Consider the following 14,974-nt stretch of genomic DNA (forward strand, 5'->3'; position numbering starts at 1 on the left):
GCCCCTCATTCGTCGGCCGGGAGGCCGGTGGTGTCGAGCTGGAAGGTGGGGGTGTTGAGCAGGGTTGCCTGGCCTGCCCCCAGTTCGCCGAGGGGGAGGGTGTACTGCCGTGGGTTGCGCGCTCTCTGCTCGGACGGTGTGCCGGTGGGGAAGTACCACTCCGGCCAGTCGCGGACCTGGCGCAGGGTGTTGTTCGGTTTGACGGTGAGGACGGTGTCGGCGAGCGCGGTCAACTCCGGCGCGCGCCAGTGGACCGGGTCCCAGGCATGGGGATCGTTGGCCGCCGGGTGCGGGTTGTCCGGCGGACCCCAGTCGAGTTCGGGGTTGGCGTTCACGGCGTCGATCACAACCCTGTGGAGGTACTCCGCCGCTTTGCCGTCCCTCAGGACGTTGCCCGGCGCCAGAACGTGCCAGCGCAGGATCAGAGCGACCGTGCGCTCGGAGCGGAACACATCACCGATGGTGGTGCCGGCCACCATGCGGCGCGGCTGTTTGATGTCGGTACGGTTCCACTGCGCGGTCAGCAGATCGCGCACCCGCATCCTGGCCATGTCCCACATGGCGTGCCGGAACCGCTCACTGGTACGGCCGGCCATGACGAACCGGTGGAACCAGTGCCAGGTCCGGAAGTACTCCAGTTCACCGACCTCGCCGTAACCGCGCACCGGACTTCCGGCCCGGGCGGTGAAGCCGTCCAGCGGCTGGGCGGCGCCGTTGCGGTCGGTGGCGGTCCCGTAGGCCACGAACTTGCGCTGACTCGATTGCCACAGCCCCCTCGGCGGCTTTCTGCCGTTGAAGTTCTGCGCCTTCCCGGTCCCGGTCCACTCCCGGTCCGGTGCGACGCCGCAGACGCCCAACAGCTGGTCGTAGGCCGGTCGGTCGTAGGTCTTGAGATAGGCGAAGAAGGCCCACAGCTCGCTTTCCTCGGTCTTCCAGTACTCCCTGTCCGCGGGTGTGTCGGTGTCCTCCGGGGGGAGGATCCTGCCCATGGTCCAGTGGCACAGGCCCAGTGACGCGAGCGCGTTGTCGTGGGCGTTGACGCCATCGAAGAAGCCCATCGCCTCGACCTCGGAAACTGCCCTGATCACCTTGAACGTCGAGGTCTCGGCGGGGGTCAGACGTGCGAAGGTGTGACCGGGTCCCATCAAACGTTCGGGGGTGATCTCCGCTTCGCTCCAGCACTCCTGCCGGGCGGCATTGGCGTTGGGGCCGGAGAACCTCGCGTTGAGATCGGCTGCCCCGCCGTTGTACGACTCATGGCTGCCGAGAACGGAGCTTCCGTGGGAGGTGCTGTCGTCCTGCGGCATCCCGGCGGGGCGGTTCCACCGGTCGGAGAAGTCGCGGGAACTGGCGCGATCGCTGTCCACCTCGGGGCTGTCGTCCCAATGCCAGACGTTGTCCGCGAGCCGGGCGGCGGGTCCGCCGGGTGTAACCGGGATGCACTTGAGTCCGCCGCGGACCCGGTTCGTGTTGTCGTAGTGCCACACCTCGACGACGACCGGGCAGCGCCAGCGGTTCGCCTTCCAGCGGGCGATGATCTCGCGGGTGCCCGCGTCCACCACCCCGCTGACATGACCGGTGTAGCGCCGCTCCTCCGGCACGGCGACGCTCTCCAGCGCGGAGGCGTATCCGTACCACTGCTCGCTTTCGTCCACGGAGGTGTCGTACGGCAGCCAGGTGACGCCTTCGCCCACCGGGTGCTCGGCGCCGGCGGTGCGGTGCTGGGCCCGCTGTACCGTCCATTCACTGCCGGCTACCTGGTTCACCAGGACGTTCTCGTAGCCGATCCGCACCACGAAGGGCGCGGCGGGGAACCCCTCGGAGCCGTCCACGAGCAGGGTGGTCCCCGCGCCGGTGGCGGCCGTGCGCAGCCGGGTGAAGGCGGAGGCAACCCGCGCCACCCGCCCGCCCTTCGCGTACGTCTGGAGTTCGCGCACCGCCCACCGCACGAACCGGCCGTACCCGCCGTCGCGCGTGCGGACGATCAGGAACCCCAACTCCTGGAGATCCTTCTGGAGTTCGGCGACGTCCCGCACCTCGCCCCTGTCCGCGTCGCCCTCCTCCAGGGTGCGGTCGTGGTAGAGGACGGGAAGGTCCTCCACCGGCAGCGACGGGGCCTGGCCGATGTCCAGCGGTACGGACAGCCGGGTCAGCGGGGCGCCGGTCGGCTCCTGGTCGAGGTGCCACCACAGGGACTGGACCACGGACTTGGCGTCGCCGTCGCGCCAAGTGAACTGCACCTCGCCGAGGTTGTTCCGGCCGACCAGCTGCTTCCCCTCGCCCCAGAGGTCCTTGTAGCCGCTGTGGTTCCTGGCCGCCCTGACATAGCCGGCCAGCACCTGCCTGCGGGTGGCCTCCTCGCGCGGCAGGCCGACCGGCTGCGGTGTGCCTTTGCGCGGGTTCAGCCGGTCGCGGTCCTCGTGCCGGTAGAAGTCGACCTGGTACGCCCACTCGGGCGTCCGGGTGAGCTGGTGGGCGCCGGTGACGGCGGCCACGGCCGGGGAGCCCTTCGGCCGCCAGGCGAGGAACGTACCCGGGTGCGCGGCGTCGGGCTCCTTGCCCGCGTCGACCGGTGCGCCGCCCGGGTTGGCCCACGCCACGCGCCGTACGGACGGCACGGCGCGCGCCTTCACGTCGAAGCCGTTGCGGTGCAGGAACAGGCTGTCGGCGTCCTCCCCCCGCGCGGCGCCGCCCGTCAGCTGGGCGACCACCCCGCGTACGGCGCCGGTGCCGGGCCGCTCGTAGGCGGCGGTGGCCTCGTACGAGAGGCGGGCCGCGTAGCCGAAGCCGACGTCGCCGGAGAGCGCCACGATCCGGCGGCGCCGCACGGCCGGCGGCGCCGGATCCGTTTCCGTACCACCCGGCACGGCATCGGCTCCGGTGAGGAGCCTGGCGATCAGCGCCTCGAAGCCCCGCGCCTGATGTCCCCAGCCCTCGGGTACGTCCACCAGGAAGGAGGCGTCCGCGCGGGCGCCGCGCACGGCCGGGGTGGCGAATCCGGAAAGGAAGGGATGGCCGACCACCGGAGCGGCCGAGATCAGCAGGGTGACGTGGGTGAGGTCGTTGTCGGGGACGCCGTCCACCATCGCCGCGAGCGTCCGATCCGTCATCAGCAGGGCGGCGGGGTCCTGGGGACCGCCCGGATAGACGCGGTGGGTGCGGGTGTCCAGCACCAGCGCCTGATGCGCGGTCCAGGTCACCCGGTAGTGCCAGGCCAGCGCGCCGTCGGTGCGTTTCACCTCGCCCGTCTCGGTGAGCCCTTGGGGCACCCCCGTGCGGCGCGCGATCACCGCCGCCGGGGCGGCGGCGGTGTGGTCGGGGGCGGCCAGCGCCTCCAGCAGCGCGCGCCCCGCCTCTCCGGCGGGGCCCTCCTCGAACTGCCCGGGAGTGTTGCCCCACGCCTGGCAGACCGCGTAGGCGGCCAGTCCGTTGCCCAGCAGCCGGCGGCCGTGCTCGCTCCCGGTGAGGGCGGTCACGGACTCGGCGGTCGCGAACCAGTTGTCGCTGACCTCGTGGTCGTCGAGCACGGTGTACGTGGGGACGTTGGCGAGCGCCCGCCGCACCGCGGGCAACCCGGCCCGGAACGACTCCAGTTGGGCGCACTCGTCGGTGAAGCGCTGCTGGACGGCGTTCAGATCGGTCCAGGACGCCTCCGCGCCGGCCCAGCGGTCGGCGTCGGCCGGTGGGGGCGGCGGCTTCTCCCCGACGGGGACGCCGAGTGCCGTGGCGACACCCGGGTGGACGTCCCGGAACAGCTGATCCGTGGAGAAGGGCTTCCTGACGGGCGCCGCGCCGGGCTTCGGGGCCTCCGGCGCGGTGACCGGCCACAGCACGTCCGACCAGGCCAGCAGATACATGGCGGCGAACTCGCCGAACCGCAGCAGATGGCTGCCGCCCCGGGTGGTGGAGAGCTTGAAGTCGTCACGGACGACGGGCTGCCGGAAGCCGGGCCGCAGCTGGTCGGGGCCGAGTCCCGGGAAGGTCTCGTCGCGGCCGAGTAATTGCCGGCCGCGCTCGGTGCACAGATGCAGCAGCGCGTCGGCGACGTCGTCCGCGTAGATCTGATCTCCCGTCAGGAAGAGCTGCTGGGGCCGCCGTTCGGCATTGGACGCGTCGGCCTTGAGGATCTGGTCCAGCAGGGTGAGAGCGTCCTTGCCCGCGCCGTGCGGTTTGCGGTCGGAGGTGTGGAACAGCCGCAGGCCGCTCACCTTCTCCGGCGGTGTGACAAAGCCGGGCAGGTCGGCGACGCCCGGGTAGAGCAGAGCCCCGCGTGCCGCGTCGGCGGTGGCGGCGATCACGCCGGGGGTCAGCAGACCCTGGGCGTCGGCGGGTACGTCGGCCCCCGGCGCGCCGGCCGCGCCGAAGCGCAGCGCGTAGCGGTGCAGGGTGCCGGGCCTGAGCCTCGCCGAGGTCGCCACAGGACCGTCGCCGTCGGGCGGGGCGGCCGGCCGCGCCCTGGCGGTGACGGCGACCAGGTGCAGGTGGGGGCCGAGCGGGGTGGTCACCCGGGTGCCGCTCATGACGGTGTCGGCCGGGGTACGGACCCCGTTGGCGCCCTCGAAGACATCGAGGGTGACCTTGCGCGCCTCCTTGAGCGCGAGCCAGACGGTGACACTGTCGGAGTCCACCCGGCGCAGCACGGGGCCCGCGAGGACGAGCGGCAGCGCGGCGAAGTCGAGGGGCTGGAGCGCGGTCATCCCGCTCCTCCGTACGCCGGTGGGCGGGCAGGCGTGGACAGCGGCTTCACAGGAACGACCCCCGTAGTGGTGTGTGTGTCGGCGGAAACCCGTTCCACGGGCTTCCGGGACTGCGTGTGCGGATGTGCGGATCTGCGGAACCGTGTGGGGGGAACGTTTCCGGCGCTGAACTCCCGGATCCCGGCGGACGGACCTGGGGTGGGGCTCCCGGTCGGACGTCCGGTCGGACTCGGTGCCGTACCGGGGCGGTCAGACCTTCGGGACCTGGAGCGCCGCCCAGGTCTTCGGTCCGGGGATGCCGTCCGCGTCGTCCCGCAACTCCGCGCGGGAGAGCTGGAAGTCGGCGACGTTCCGCTGGTCGGCGACGCCCCACTCCGGGCCCGGACCGCTGGTGTAGTGCTTGCCGAAGCCGAGCGCGACCAGCCGCCGGCCCAGGGCCGTGACGACCGGGCTGCGGCGTCCGGCGCGGAAGAAGTCCGTGCCGGGGAAGGGCTCGTAGACCGGTTGCGGCGCGTCGGTCCCGGGCAGCCTCAGCTTCTGGCCGACCCGGATCTCGTCCGGCTTCTTCAGGCCGTTGAACTGGGCCAGGACCTGCCAGGTCGTCCCGTACCGGCCGGCGATGGACGACAGGGTGTCGCCCGCCTTCACCGTGTACGTCGTGACGGAGCCCTGGGATCCGCCGCTCTGGGACCCGCCCCCGGTCGACGGCCGCGACGGTGTCGTGCCGGGCAACGGGCCGGGGACGACCGCGGTGTTGATGCCGCCCGGGTCCCAGTGGTCGTTGCCGGGCACCTGGGAGTGGCTGTAGTGACCGCCGCGGCTCTGCCAGATCTCGCGGGGGCGCCGCGCGGCACCCGCGCTGGCGGCGGGCTTCCCCGCGGGCCACACGTCGGGGACGCCGTGCTTGCGGGCCGCGGCGATGAGCCTGCGGTAGTTCGGGCGGTCGGCCGGGACGAAGCCCTTGGTCCACGGTGAGGCGGCCCGGCCCAGCACCTCGACCTGGATGTTCACGACGCCCTCGCGATTGGTGCGGCGGGAGCCGTCGTTGCGCAGGGCCCGGCCGGAGGAGGTGAGCGGCCCGAACTGGCCGAGGAGGTCGGACACCGGATCGTAGATTACCTGCGGCTCCGCGCCGACGCGGATGAGGTAGGCGGCGATCGAGTACAAGTACGCGCGCCCGGCGGGTGATTCGGTGCTGTGCCAGGTGACGCGGGCGCCGGAGTCCGGTCGGTCCGACGCACCGCCGACCGACTGTCCGCCGAAGCGCAGCGCGCCCTCGATGTAGGCGGGACCGGTCGGCTTGCGCCGGGTCAGGCCCGCGCGGCCCGGCCCGGGGTCCGGGTCCGGCTCGCGAATGACGTACGGCTCGGCGTCCACCGGGAAGTAGACGTCGAGACCACCGTCCTCACGGAGCACCATGAAGGCGCCCGGCTGTCGTGGATCCTCTTTGACGGCGCGTCCGGCGCCCCCGGCGCCGGCGAGGGCCCTGACCCGGTCCGTGTGGTCCTGGTCGACCGTTCCCAGATAGGAGGTCGTGACCTGGAGCGTCACCGGATCGAGACGGTCCGTCGCGACGTGGTACGTGTTCATCCTCGGTCCCCCTGAAAGCCGTGCCGAACGCCGTTCCCATGGCGGTGGTGCCGTGTACGGAGCGTGCGGGGCCACGGGATCGGCACGGGACCGGCGGCGACAGGACGTGCGTCGCCCCCGGGCGGTCCGGCAGCCGTGGGCCGGCGGCGGACGCCCCACACGTCCGCACCGGTATGTCACAGCTTCCTCCCCCGAGGTGTGCCTTGCGGATGTATAGCTATCAAGGGCGGTTGAACGACTGATAAATACGCCGGAGTGCGACGGCGCGCGTCCGGCGTCCGGACGAACTCGCCTGTAACTCGGCCCCCTTGGCCCCGTCCGCGCCACGGACGGGGTAAGGGCTCGCGGCACCGGAACACACCCCGGCCAGGTTCTCCCGGACGCGGTGGAGCATGGCGCGGACGGCGTCCGGATCACCGGCGAGCGCCGCCGGCCGCCCAGGTGAGCAGGAACAGCACATCGCCCCCCCAGGCCGGCGACGGACTCCGGCACCGTGTCCACCTGATGGGTACGGACGGGGACGACGGTCAGGTCGTACCCGCCGGCCGGGTGCGCGACCACCGGCACCGGCACCCGCACGACCGCCGGGCCGTCTCCTGCGGGCATCTCGCCGCGCGGCTCGTCAGGGGCCCGTGGACAGGTGCTGGGCGCCGATCACGGAGAGCAGCTGGAGCTTTTCGTGGCTCTCGCTGCCGGGTGTGGCGGTGAAGATGAGGAGGGCCTGGTCCTGGTCGAGGTCGAAGAGCATCTGGCAGTACACCTCGATCACCCCGAGTTCGGCGGTCCTGACGCGTTTGAGGTGGCCGCGCTCGACGGTGATCTCGTGCTCGCTCCACAGCCGGGCGAACTCGGGGCTGGTGTCGAGGAGCGTGCGCGCGAGGTCGGCGGCCCGGCTGCCGGGGCCGTGGCGGGCGGCGAGGGAGCGCAGGTCGGCGGTGAAGGCCCGGCTGTGCGTGTCGTGGTCCTCGCGCGGGTAGATCCGGCGGGTGTCGGCGCGGGTGAACCACCGGTGGAACATGCTGCGGTCGAGTCCGGTGTAGCCGGTCTCGTCACCGAGCAGCGCCACGGCCGGCGGGGTCTGGAGCAGGGTCTCGCCGAGACTGGTGACCACCTGCGCCGGGGTGTCCTGGAGCCGGTCCAGCACGCGCATGAGGCCGGTGTCGACGTGCTCCATGCGCAGCTCACGGGCCGGTGTCGGGTACCCGGCCAGGCGGAACAGGTGGTCGCGCTCGTCCAGCGAAAGGTGCAGGCCCCGGGCGATGGCGGCGAGCATGGGTTCGGAGGGGCGGCTGCCGCGGTGCTGCTCGATGCGGCTGTAGTAGTCGGCCGACATGCCGCACAGGGCCGCGACCTCCTCACGGCGCAGTCCGCCGGTACGGCGGCGTTTGCCCCGGGGCAGTCCCACGTCCTCGGGTTGCAGCGCTTCCCGGCGGGTGCGCAGGAAGTCGGCGAGCTGGTCGCGGTCCATGGTCAGCGGGCCGCCGGTACGGCCGGGAAGGCGACGTGGGTCAGGCGTTCGGCCTCGGCCCAGATCCGGGCCGCCGCGTCGCGGTCCTCGGCGCTCTTGTAGAGGGGTTCCTCGGCGGGTCCGCCGGTGAGGTGGGCGAAGCCGTCGGGGCCGTAGAAGGCGCCGCCGCGCGCGTCGGCGCTGGTCGCCGCGTACAGCGTGGGCAGGGCCCCGGTCTCGGGCCACTGGACCAGGAACGGCAGGATCCTCGGGGCCGCCCGGAAACTCTTCGTACGCATACTGATCCTGTTGGTGCCGAGGTTCCATCCGGAGGTCTGCAAGTTGGTCACCGTCAGGCCCGGGTGCGCGGTGTTGGACACGATGCCCCAGCCGGCGGCGCGGCTGCGCCGGTCCAGTTCGAGCGCGAAGAGCATCTGGGCCAGCTTGGACTGTCCGTACGCCTTCATCGCCTTGTACGTGCCCCGGTAGTGCAGGTCGTCCCACTGGAAGGACCCCGCACGGGCCGCGAGCGCGGACAGGGACGTCACCCGTGCGGATGCCTCGCGCAGGAGGGGGAAGACGCGGGCGGTGAGGGCGAAGTGGCCCAGGAAGTTCGTTCCGAGCTGCAACTCGAACCCGTCCTGGGTCTCGTGCCGGGTCGGCGGGGTCATGACCGCCGCGTTGTTGATCAGGATGTCGACCGGCCGCCCCTCCGCGAGCAGTGTGTCGCCCAGGACGCGCACCGACTCCAGGGACGCCAGGTCGAGGTCCCTCGTGGTGACCCTGGCCCCGGGGGCCGCACCCCGGATGCGCTCGACCGCCGCCGCGCCCTTGGCCCGGTTGCGGACCGGCAGCACCAGCTCCGCGCCGGCCGAGGCGAGCCGTACGGCGATCTGCAACCCCAGCCCGTCACTCGCACCGGTCACCACGGCCAGCTTCCCGGCCTGGTCGGGGATCTCGTAGGTGGTCCTGGCCATATCGATCGGCTCCTTCACACATCCCGCTGGGACACATCATGGGTTCCCCCTCAGCCTGCCGGATTCCCGCCACCGCATTCAGGGACAGCTTGTCCGTGGATAACGACGACCACCCCCTTGCCACGCCGCACCACCCCGACCGGAACAACGGGGCGCGGCGATCCGGTCGGGCCGGGTGCCCGGGGTGATCAGGACGACCAGCGGCCCGGGGTACGGCCCCGGGCGGTGCCGTGTGCCCGGGGGCGGCGGCGGCTCAGGTACGGCTCGGGGGAGTCGAGGACGAACTCCTCGGCGCCCTCACCCCCGAGGAGCGCACCACGCTCCACGAGCTGCCGGCGCGCGGTCGGCTCCCGGCGCGCCGCGTGCATCGCGGACGGGCCGGAGCACGCACCGCCCCCTCGGCGCGACTGAACTCCCCCACGGGGCGCGGCCGGTGGGACGCCGGCGGGGGCCGGGGACGAGGAACCGCGATTCCCCCGGACGCGGCCCGGAAGGGGGCTACGCTCGGCGGCATGGGCAACCACATGGTGGTGCGTGTACCGGATGATTTCTGGGAGTTGCTCGACAGAGCGGACTTCGACGAGGTGGACGCCGGATCCCGCTCGGGCGACCAGTGGGCCTCGGTGGCGCGGGCCGCGGTGTCCGTCGGGAGCGAGGGGCTGGCTCTCACGGCGAACGTGGTGGGCGTCTATCTCGCGCGTGACCGGATCAGGGAATTCGTCCAGGGAGCCGCCGTCTGGTTCGGGTTCCGCGCTCCCGGCGACGGGCCTCCGCCGCCGCTCGTGCTCACCCTCACCGGTGAGGGCGGGGCCGAGACCCGTATCGAGATCCGCTCCGCGCCCGGACCCGACGGACGGGCCGTACTCGATGCGGCTGCCCTCACCGCCGCCGTCGTGTCCGCGATGAACACCCCGCCCCGTACGGCTGGGTGATGGGGCTGTCCGCGTCGTCCCAGGAGGCCGAGTTCAACCGGATCCAGCAGGCCGTCAACGCCGTGCAGGAGCGGGGACGGCGCGACGGCTCCGCCGCCGTCGCGGACGACATCTGGCAGCTCATGCGGCACTCCATGGAGAAGATGGCCCAAGGCGACCCCGCGTTCGCCCGGCTCGTCTTCCGGACGGCCCGCATCTCTTTCGGTGTGCACGCCGAACTGGGCCGGTGGCTCCTCGCGTCCGTCTCCAGCCTGTCGTTCGTCAGCGCCGTGGCCGTCATCGACGCCGAGAACACCAAGAACGGCGTGGCGATCCCCGAGGAGGCGCTTCCCGACATCCAGATGATGGCGGACATGTCCGTGGAGGTGGCCCACCGAGCCGGCGTCCCGCTCGCCGGCTACCTGGTCGCGGAAGGTCTGACCGGACTCCGGATGAGCGACCGCACCATGGCGCGCGAGCTGACCACGTTTCTCGGTGGCAAGGACGCCGTACGACGGGTGCGCAGGCTCCGTCGCACGGTGCAGGCGGCCGTCGACCGGAGGCCGGCCCCACCCACCGGGGCGCACACCGTCGCGGCCCTCCGGGCCCACGCCGACACGATGATGGTCCAGGAACTGGACCTGACACTCGCGGAGTTGTCGAGCGGAGACGCTCTCTACTCGACCGCCCGTACCGTGTCCGCCGTGCTCGCCGCGGACAAGACGGCACGCTCGGTCCTCTACCTCGCGCCCGGCGTGCGGGGCGGTACGGCGATACGGCTGGAAGCGCCGCAGAGCGGCCGGGAGTTGTGCGAGAGCATCGCCCTGCCCGGTCTGGGACTGAAAGACGTCCAGGCCCATCTCGACACGTTACGCGGGTCCTTGGCGTCGGAACCGCCGCTGGTGAAGGCCCGGGACCGGGCGGTCCGCGCGGCGCAGGCCGCCGTCACGGACGCGGTGTGGACACCCGTACTCGAAGCCTGGCCGGACCTTTTGGGAGGCCGCGTCGCCCTCGTACCCCTGGGGCAGAGCGCCCTCCTGCCGCTGTACACCGCGCCGGTCGACGGCGTCCCCGTGTGCGGCCTCCTCGACCTCACCGTCGTCCCCTCCGGCAACGCCCTCATGTTCGCGGCGGCCTGGCCCCGGCCCACCCGTGTCGACCCCCTGATCGTGGCCGATCCCTGGTACCACGACGGGGCGGGCGGGGAACCGATCCCGTTCACCGTGCCGGAGGTCCGGAGAGTCGCCGCCGCCCACGGCGTGACACCCACGATCCTCCGGGACCAGAACTCACCCGCCGCCGACACCCAGGGATCCCGGCGCCTGCGGGGTCTCGGCCGGTCCTCCGGCGGCGTCGCCCGTCCCACGGGTCCGGCACCGCACGGCCTGGCCCGGCAGATGACGTCCGCCAACCTCATCCATCTCGCGGGCCACGGATCGCTCGACGCCCACCGCCCCCTGGAGTCCACCATCCTCCTGGGCCGGCCCCTGCCCCTGTCCTCGCTCCTCGGACACGACCTGCGGCGCGGAACCACCGTCGTCCTGTCCGCCTGCCACCTGGCCGGCATCGGCCTCCGGCTCCCCGGCGAACAACTCGGCTTCCCCGCCGCGCTGCTGGCCATGGGGGCGAGTTCCGTGATCGCCGCGCTGTGGGCCGTACCGGACTCCGAACAGACCGTCGAGCTGATGGCCACCCTGCACGAGGAACTCCGCCGGGGAGTCCTCCCCTCCGCCGCACTCGGCACCGCGGTGACCAACGCGGCGGCCGCCGGAACCCGTCCCACGGCCTGGGGTTCCTTCACCCACTTCGGCGCGTGAGGGCCCCCCGCCCGCGCCCGCCGGGACCGGAGAAGAAGGTCACCGCCACCGTTGTGTGGCCCGGTGCCTGGCGGTGAGGACCAGGGCCGTTGACGCCAGGCCGATGGCGGTTCCGGCGGCGATGTCCGTCGGGTAGTGGGCTCCGCTGTGGACCCGCCCCACCGCCACCGCCAGCGCGGGAGCCGCGCAGACGGCTCCGGCGGCCGGCCAGACGACGGTCACGGTCGTCGCGAAGGCGATGGCCGCCGCGGTGTGACCCGAGGGGAAGGAGGAACTGGTCGGCCGCTCCTCCACCTCCGCGTTCGGGATCCATTCCTTGGGCGGGCGGCGCCGCTCGACCAGCTGTTTGCCGACCGTGTTGGACAGCGCCTCCGCCAGTCCCATCGCGGCCAGCCCCGCCCCCGCGGCGTTACGGCCCCGCCGTCCGCCCGCCGACGCCATGACGACCGCCGCCGCCCACCACAGCGCGGTGTGTTCCGCCGCGTTCTGCGCCGTCGGCAGGACCGTCCGTATCCACGGGTGGTCCCAGGCCGCGATCCGCCGGGTCAGCCGGTGGTCGTGGTGCCGCAGCGCGGCGAGGATCCTGCTCATGTCCGTGTCCCTCCCCGCGATGAGGTGCCTGCCTGGATCGGTGAGATGCCTGCCTGGACCGGTCCCCGCCCTCGCGGGTCAGTGCGGTCCGTCCGCCAGGGCGAGACGCACCTTGATCCTCTTGCCGACGGGTTCGCGCCGCACGTCGAAACCCTCACACAGGGCCAGCACTATCTCGATGCCGTGCTGTCCGATACGCCCCGGCTCGGCCGCCCGCGCGATCGGCAGAGCGGATTCGCTGTCCCACACGGTGATCTCGACGGCGTCGGGAAGCAGCTGGAGGTCCAGCAGGCACGGGCCGGGCGCGTACTTGCGGGCGTTGGTGACCAGTTCGCTCACCACCAGCTGCGTGTCACCGAGCAGCCGCGTCGACACCGGAACGCCGAACTCGCCCTGGAGCTGGGTCAGGAAGTCGCGGGCGAACCGGCGCGCCTCCGCGATCATTCCCGGCTCCCCGTCGAAGGCGGCACCGCGCCGGGGCGCCCGCGTCACCTCTCTGTGGCTGTCTGCTGTGTCGTGCACCCCGTGAAACCCGTCCACCCCGCGCATGTGATCTCCCCCCGGGCCGGCCGGTCCGTACCGGCGCGTCGCTGTGATCTCCTGGGCCTGTACCCCCATTCGGCCGGGCCAGTCGGTCGCGCGGCACTCCGCTCCCGGACGGCCTTCAACGAGCGTCGCCGGAGCCCCGTCCCACTCGGCGCAGCACGCCGAGGAACTCACGGTTGGTGACACCTTTGAGGACGTACGCGGAGACACCGGCGCGCGTCATTCCCTCGACCGAGCTGGTGTCGCCGTACGCGGAGAACGCCACGACACGGCTGTCCGGCGAGCACCGCGCGATCTCCCGGGCGACGTTGTGACCGCCGCCGGGGAAGCGGACGTCCAGGACGACAACGTCCGGTTCATGACGGAGAGCGAGCCGCACCGCCTGCTCCGCGTCCGACGCCGTCCCCACGACGCGCAGATCGGGCTCCGCCTCCACGACCTCGCGCAGGACGTCCAGCAGCAGGTCGTTGTCGTCGCAGAGAAGCACGCTCAGCGGACCGCCGGCGGGGCGGACCGCCGTCACCGCGGCCCGTCCACAGGAGCGGGGGAGTGCGCGGGGTCCGCGAGCTCCGCCGGGTCCGCAGGGCCATCAGCGCCATCGGCGCCATCGGGACCGGCAGGCTCCAGCGACTCCGCCGGGCCGGCCGCCTCCGCCGCCGGCCCCGCGGAGTCGGCCGGCGGGCTCGGCACCCAGAACTCCACCGTCGTCCCGACCCCCGGCTCGCTGCGCATCGACCACCAGCCCCCGGCCGTCTCCGCCCTCTCCCGCATCTCGATGATCCCGAAATGATCGCGACCGGCGTCCCCCGCCATGGGCTCCCCGTTGCCGTCGTCGGCGACGCGGGTCAGGATGCCCCCGCCGGACGACTCGACCCGTACGGAGATGGTGCGCGCGTGCGCGTGTTTGTACACGTTCAGCAGCGCCTCCTGGGCGATACGGAAGATGGTGACGGCCGTCTCGGGCCCGGGATCCCGGTCGAGCCGGTGCTCGAACGAGGGGGTCATCTTCCAGGAGCCCGCCACCTCGGTCAGGTGGTTGGAGAGCGCTTCGACCAGCCCGCTGCGGTCGATCCCCGGCGGATGCAGACGGAAGGTCAGGTTACGGAGCCGGCTGATGGCTCCCCGTACCGACAGGTCGAGACGTTCGAGCTCCGGGACGTACGCCTCCGGCACCCGCTCCGTCAGCAACTGGAGCCGCATGCCCACCGCGACCATGGCCTGGATGGAGTCGTCGTGCACGTCCCAGGCGATGCGGCGGCGCTCCGTCTCCTGGGCCTGGACGAGGTGGTCGAACAACCGCCGCCGCTCGCTGAGCGCGTTCTGCGCGGCCCGCCGTTCCGACATGTCGCGGGTCACCTTGCCGAAACCGGCCAGCCGGCCCTTGTCGTCCCACAGCGCGGTGATGACCACGTTCGCCCAGAACCGGGAGCCGTCCTTGCGGATGCGCCAGCCCTCGTCCTCGAGTCTGCCCTCGGCGACGGCGGTCTCCAGCTCCCACCGCGGCTTGCCCGACGCCTTGTCCTCGGTCGGGTAGAAGACCGAGAAGTGGGTCCCCACGATCTCCGCGGCGGAGTACCCGTTGATCCGCTCCGCCCCCGCGTTCCAGCTGATCACGTAGCCCTGGGGATCGAGCATGAAGATGCCGTAGTCGAGCACCCCCTGCACGAGCAGCGAGAACGCCGCGTCCGCCAGCGGGGCCGCCTGCTTCCGGGGCAGCTCGGGCGGCGGCGGGTGCGGAGTCACGTGAGGAGTCCTTCGCGGCGCGCGATCGTGACGGCCTCCAGCTGGGACCGTGCCCCCAGCTTCTCCAGAACCCGCTGGACGTGATTGCGCCCCGTGTTGACGGCGACCCCCAGCCGGGCGCTGATGTCCGCGGTCGTGAACCCCTCGCCCAGCAGGTCGAGGGTCTCCCGCTCGCGCGGGGTCAGGGTGGCGCCGAGCACCGGCTTCCGTCCGCTGAACCGCGCCAGTACGGTGCCCAGCAGCTCCTGGCTGAACACCACCTCGCCGGACGCCACGCGTCGTACGGCGTCCTCCAGCTCGCCCAGACCGCTGCTCTTCAGCACCAGGCCGGCCGCGCCCGCCTCGGCCACCCGCGCCGCCACCGACGCGCTGCCCTCGCCCGTCAGAACGAGGACCCGTACGCCCGGAACGAGTGCCTCCAGACCGGCGATGGCGGAGAGGCCGTCGCCGTCGGGCAGCCGCCGGTCCAGCAGGACGACGTCCGGCTGGTGCCGCTCGGCATCGGCCAGCGCCGCCGCCAGCGACGCGGAACGCCCCACGATCTCCAGACCGGGGGAGCGCTCCAGGGCCAGCCCTATCGCCTCGGCCACCATGTCGTGGTCCTCGACCAGAAGGACGCGGACCGGTCGGCCTGGCGCTGTGGGCATGGGCGTGT

General features: G+C 72.5%; 12 protein-coding genes. 2 read left to right on the forward strand and 10 right to left on the reverse strand.

From position 1 onward, the window contains the following. Window positions 1-5: 5 nt before the first annotated feature. From ACIODU_RS06365 to ACIODU_RS06385, 5 genes are all read right to left on the reverse strand, one after another. Window positions 6-4,697: a peptidoglycan-binding protein gene (locus ACIODU_RS06365; RefSeq protein ID WP_401764533.1), complete on the reverse strand. Its 4,692-nt coding sequence runs from the start codon at window positions 4,695-4,697 to the stop codon at window positions 6-8. Window positions 4,698-4,946: 249 nt separating this feature from the next. Then, window positions 4,947-6,287: a peptidoglycan-binding protein gene (locus tag ACIODU_RS06370; protein WP_401764535.1), complete on the reverse strand. Its 1,341-nt coding sequence runs from the start codon at window positions 6,285-6,287 to the stop codon at window positions 4,947-4,949. 622 nt (window positions 6,288-6,909) lie between these two features. Beyond that, window positions 6,910-7,755, reverse strand: coding sequence for a helix-turn-helix transcriptional regulator (locus ACIODU_RS06375; protein ID WP_401764538.1), 846 nt, complete (start codon window positions 7,753-7,755; stop codon window positions 6,910-6,912). 2 nt (window positions 7,756-7,757) lie between these two features. Beyond that, entirely contained in the window at window positions 7,758-8,711 is a 954-nt protein-coding gene (locus tag ACIODU_RS06380) for an SDR family oxidoreductase (protein ID WP_401764541.1), read from the reverse strand. A 188-nt stretch (window positions 8,712-8,899) separates the two neighbouring features. Further along, complete coding sequence (locus ACIODU_RS06385; protein WP_401764544.1) at window positions 8,900-9,079, reverse strand: hypothetical protein; 180 nt, start codon at window positions 9,077-9,079, stop codon at window positions 8,900-8,902. Between the two features lie 144 nt (window positions 9,080-9,223). Between ACIODU_RS06385 and ACIODU_RS06390 the strand changes: the two genes are divergently transcribed. Both ACIODU_RS06390 and ACIODU_RS06395 read left to right on the forward strand, forming a co-directional pair. Then, on the forward strand, window positions 9,224-9,643 hold the full coding sequence (locus tag ACIODU_RS06390; protein ID WP_356420095.1) for a hypothetical protein: 420 nt from the start codon (window positions 9,224-9,226) through the stop codon (window positions 9,641-9,643). Continuing rightward, entirely contained in the window at window positions 9,643-11,439 is a 1,797-nt protein-coding gene (locus ACIODU_RS06395; RefSeq protein ID WP_401764548.1) for a CHAT domain-containing protein, read from the forward strand. The genes ACIODU_RS06390 and ACIODU_RS06395 overlap by 1 nt, the downstream gene beginning before the upstream one ends. 39 nt (window positions 11,440-11,478) lie before the next feature. Here the strand turns inward: ACIODU_RS06395 and ACIODU_RS06400 are convergent, their stop codons facing one another. The 5 genes from ACIODU_RS06400 to ACIODU_RS06420 all read right to left on the reverse strand — a co-directional run bounded on the left by ACIODU_RS06400 (window position 11,479) and on the right by ACIODU_RS06420 (window position 14,966). Continuing rightward, window positions 11,479-12,030 carry a phosphatase PAP2 family protein gene (locus ACIODU_RS06400; protein ID WP_401764551.1) on the reverse strand — a complete coding sequence of 184 codons (552 nt, stop codon included), beginning with the start codon at window positions 12,028-12,030 and terminating at the stop codon, window positions 11,479-11,481. A 78-nt stretch (window positions 12,031-12,108) separates the two neighbouring features. Beyond that, window positions 12,109-12,474, reverse strand: coding sequence for an ATP-binding protein (locus ACIODU_RS06405; RefSeq protein ID WP_401764952.1), 366 nt, complete (start codon window positions 12,472-12,474; stop codon window positions 12,109-12,111). A 220-nt stretch (window positions 12,475-12,694) separates the two neighbouring features. Then, the gene (locus tag ACIODU_RS06410) at window positions 12,695-13,099 is read right to left on the reverse strand and encodes a response regulator transcription factor (RefSeq protein WP_401764554.1); all 405 of its coding nucleotides are present in this window, start codon (window positions 13,097-13,099) and stop codon (window positions 12,695-12,697) included. Next, entirely contained in the window at window positions 13,096-14,319 is a 1,224-nt protein-coding gene (locus ACIODU_RS06415) for a PAS domain S-box protein (RefSeq protein ID WP_401764557.1), read from the reverse strand. Before ACIODU_RS06415 ends, ACIODU_RS06410 begins: the two co-directional genes overlap by 4 nt. Further along, window positions 14,316-14,966 (reverse strand): response regulator transcription factor, encoded by a 651-nt coding sequence (locus ACIODU_RS06420; protein ID WP_356420077.1) that lies wholly within the window; start codon window positions 14,964-14,966, stop codon window positions 14,316-14,318. The genes ACIODU_RS06415 and ACIODU_RS06420 overlap by 4 nt, the downstream gene beginning before the upstream one ends. Window positions 14,967-14,974: the final 8 nt, after the last annotated feature.

The sequence above is a fragment of the Streptomyces sp. NPDC088261 genome (genome assembly GCF_044740805.1).
Classification (GTDB): Bacteria; Actinomycetota; Actinomycetes; order Streptomycetales; family Streptomycetaceae; genus Streptomyces.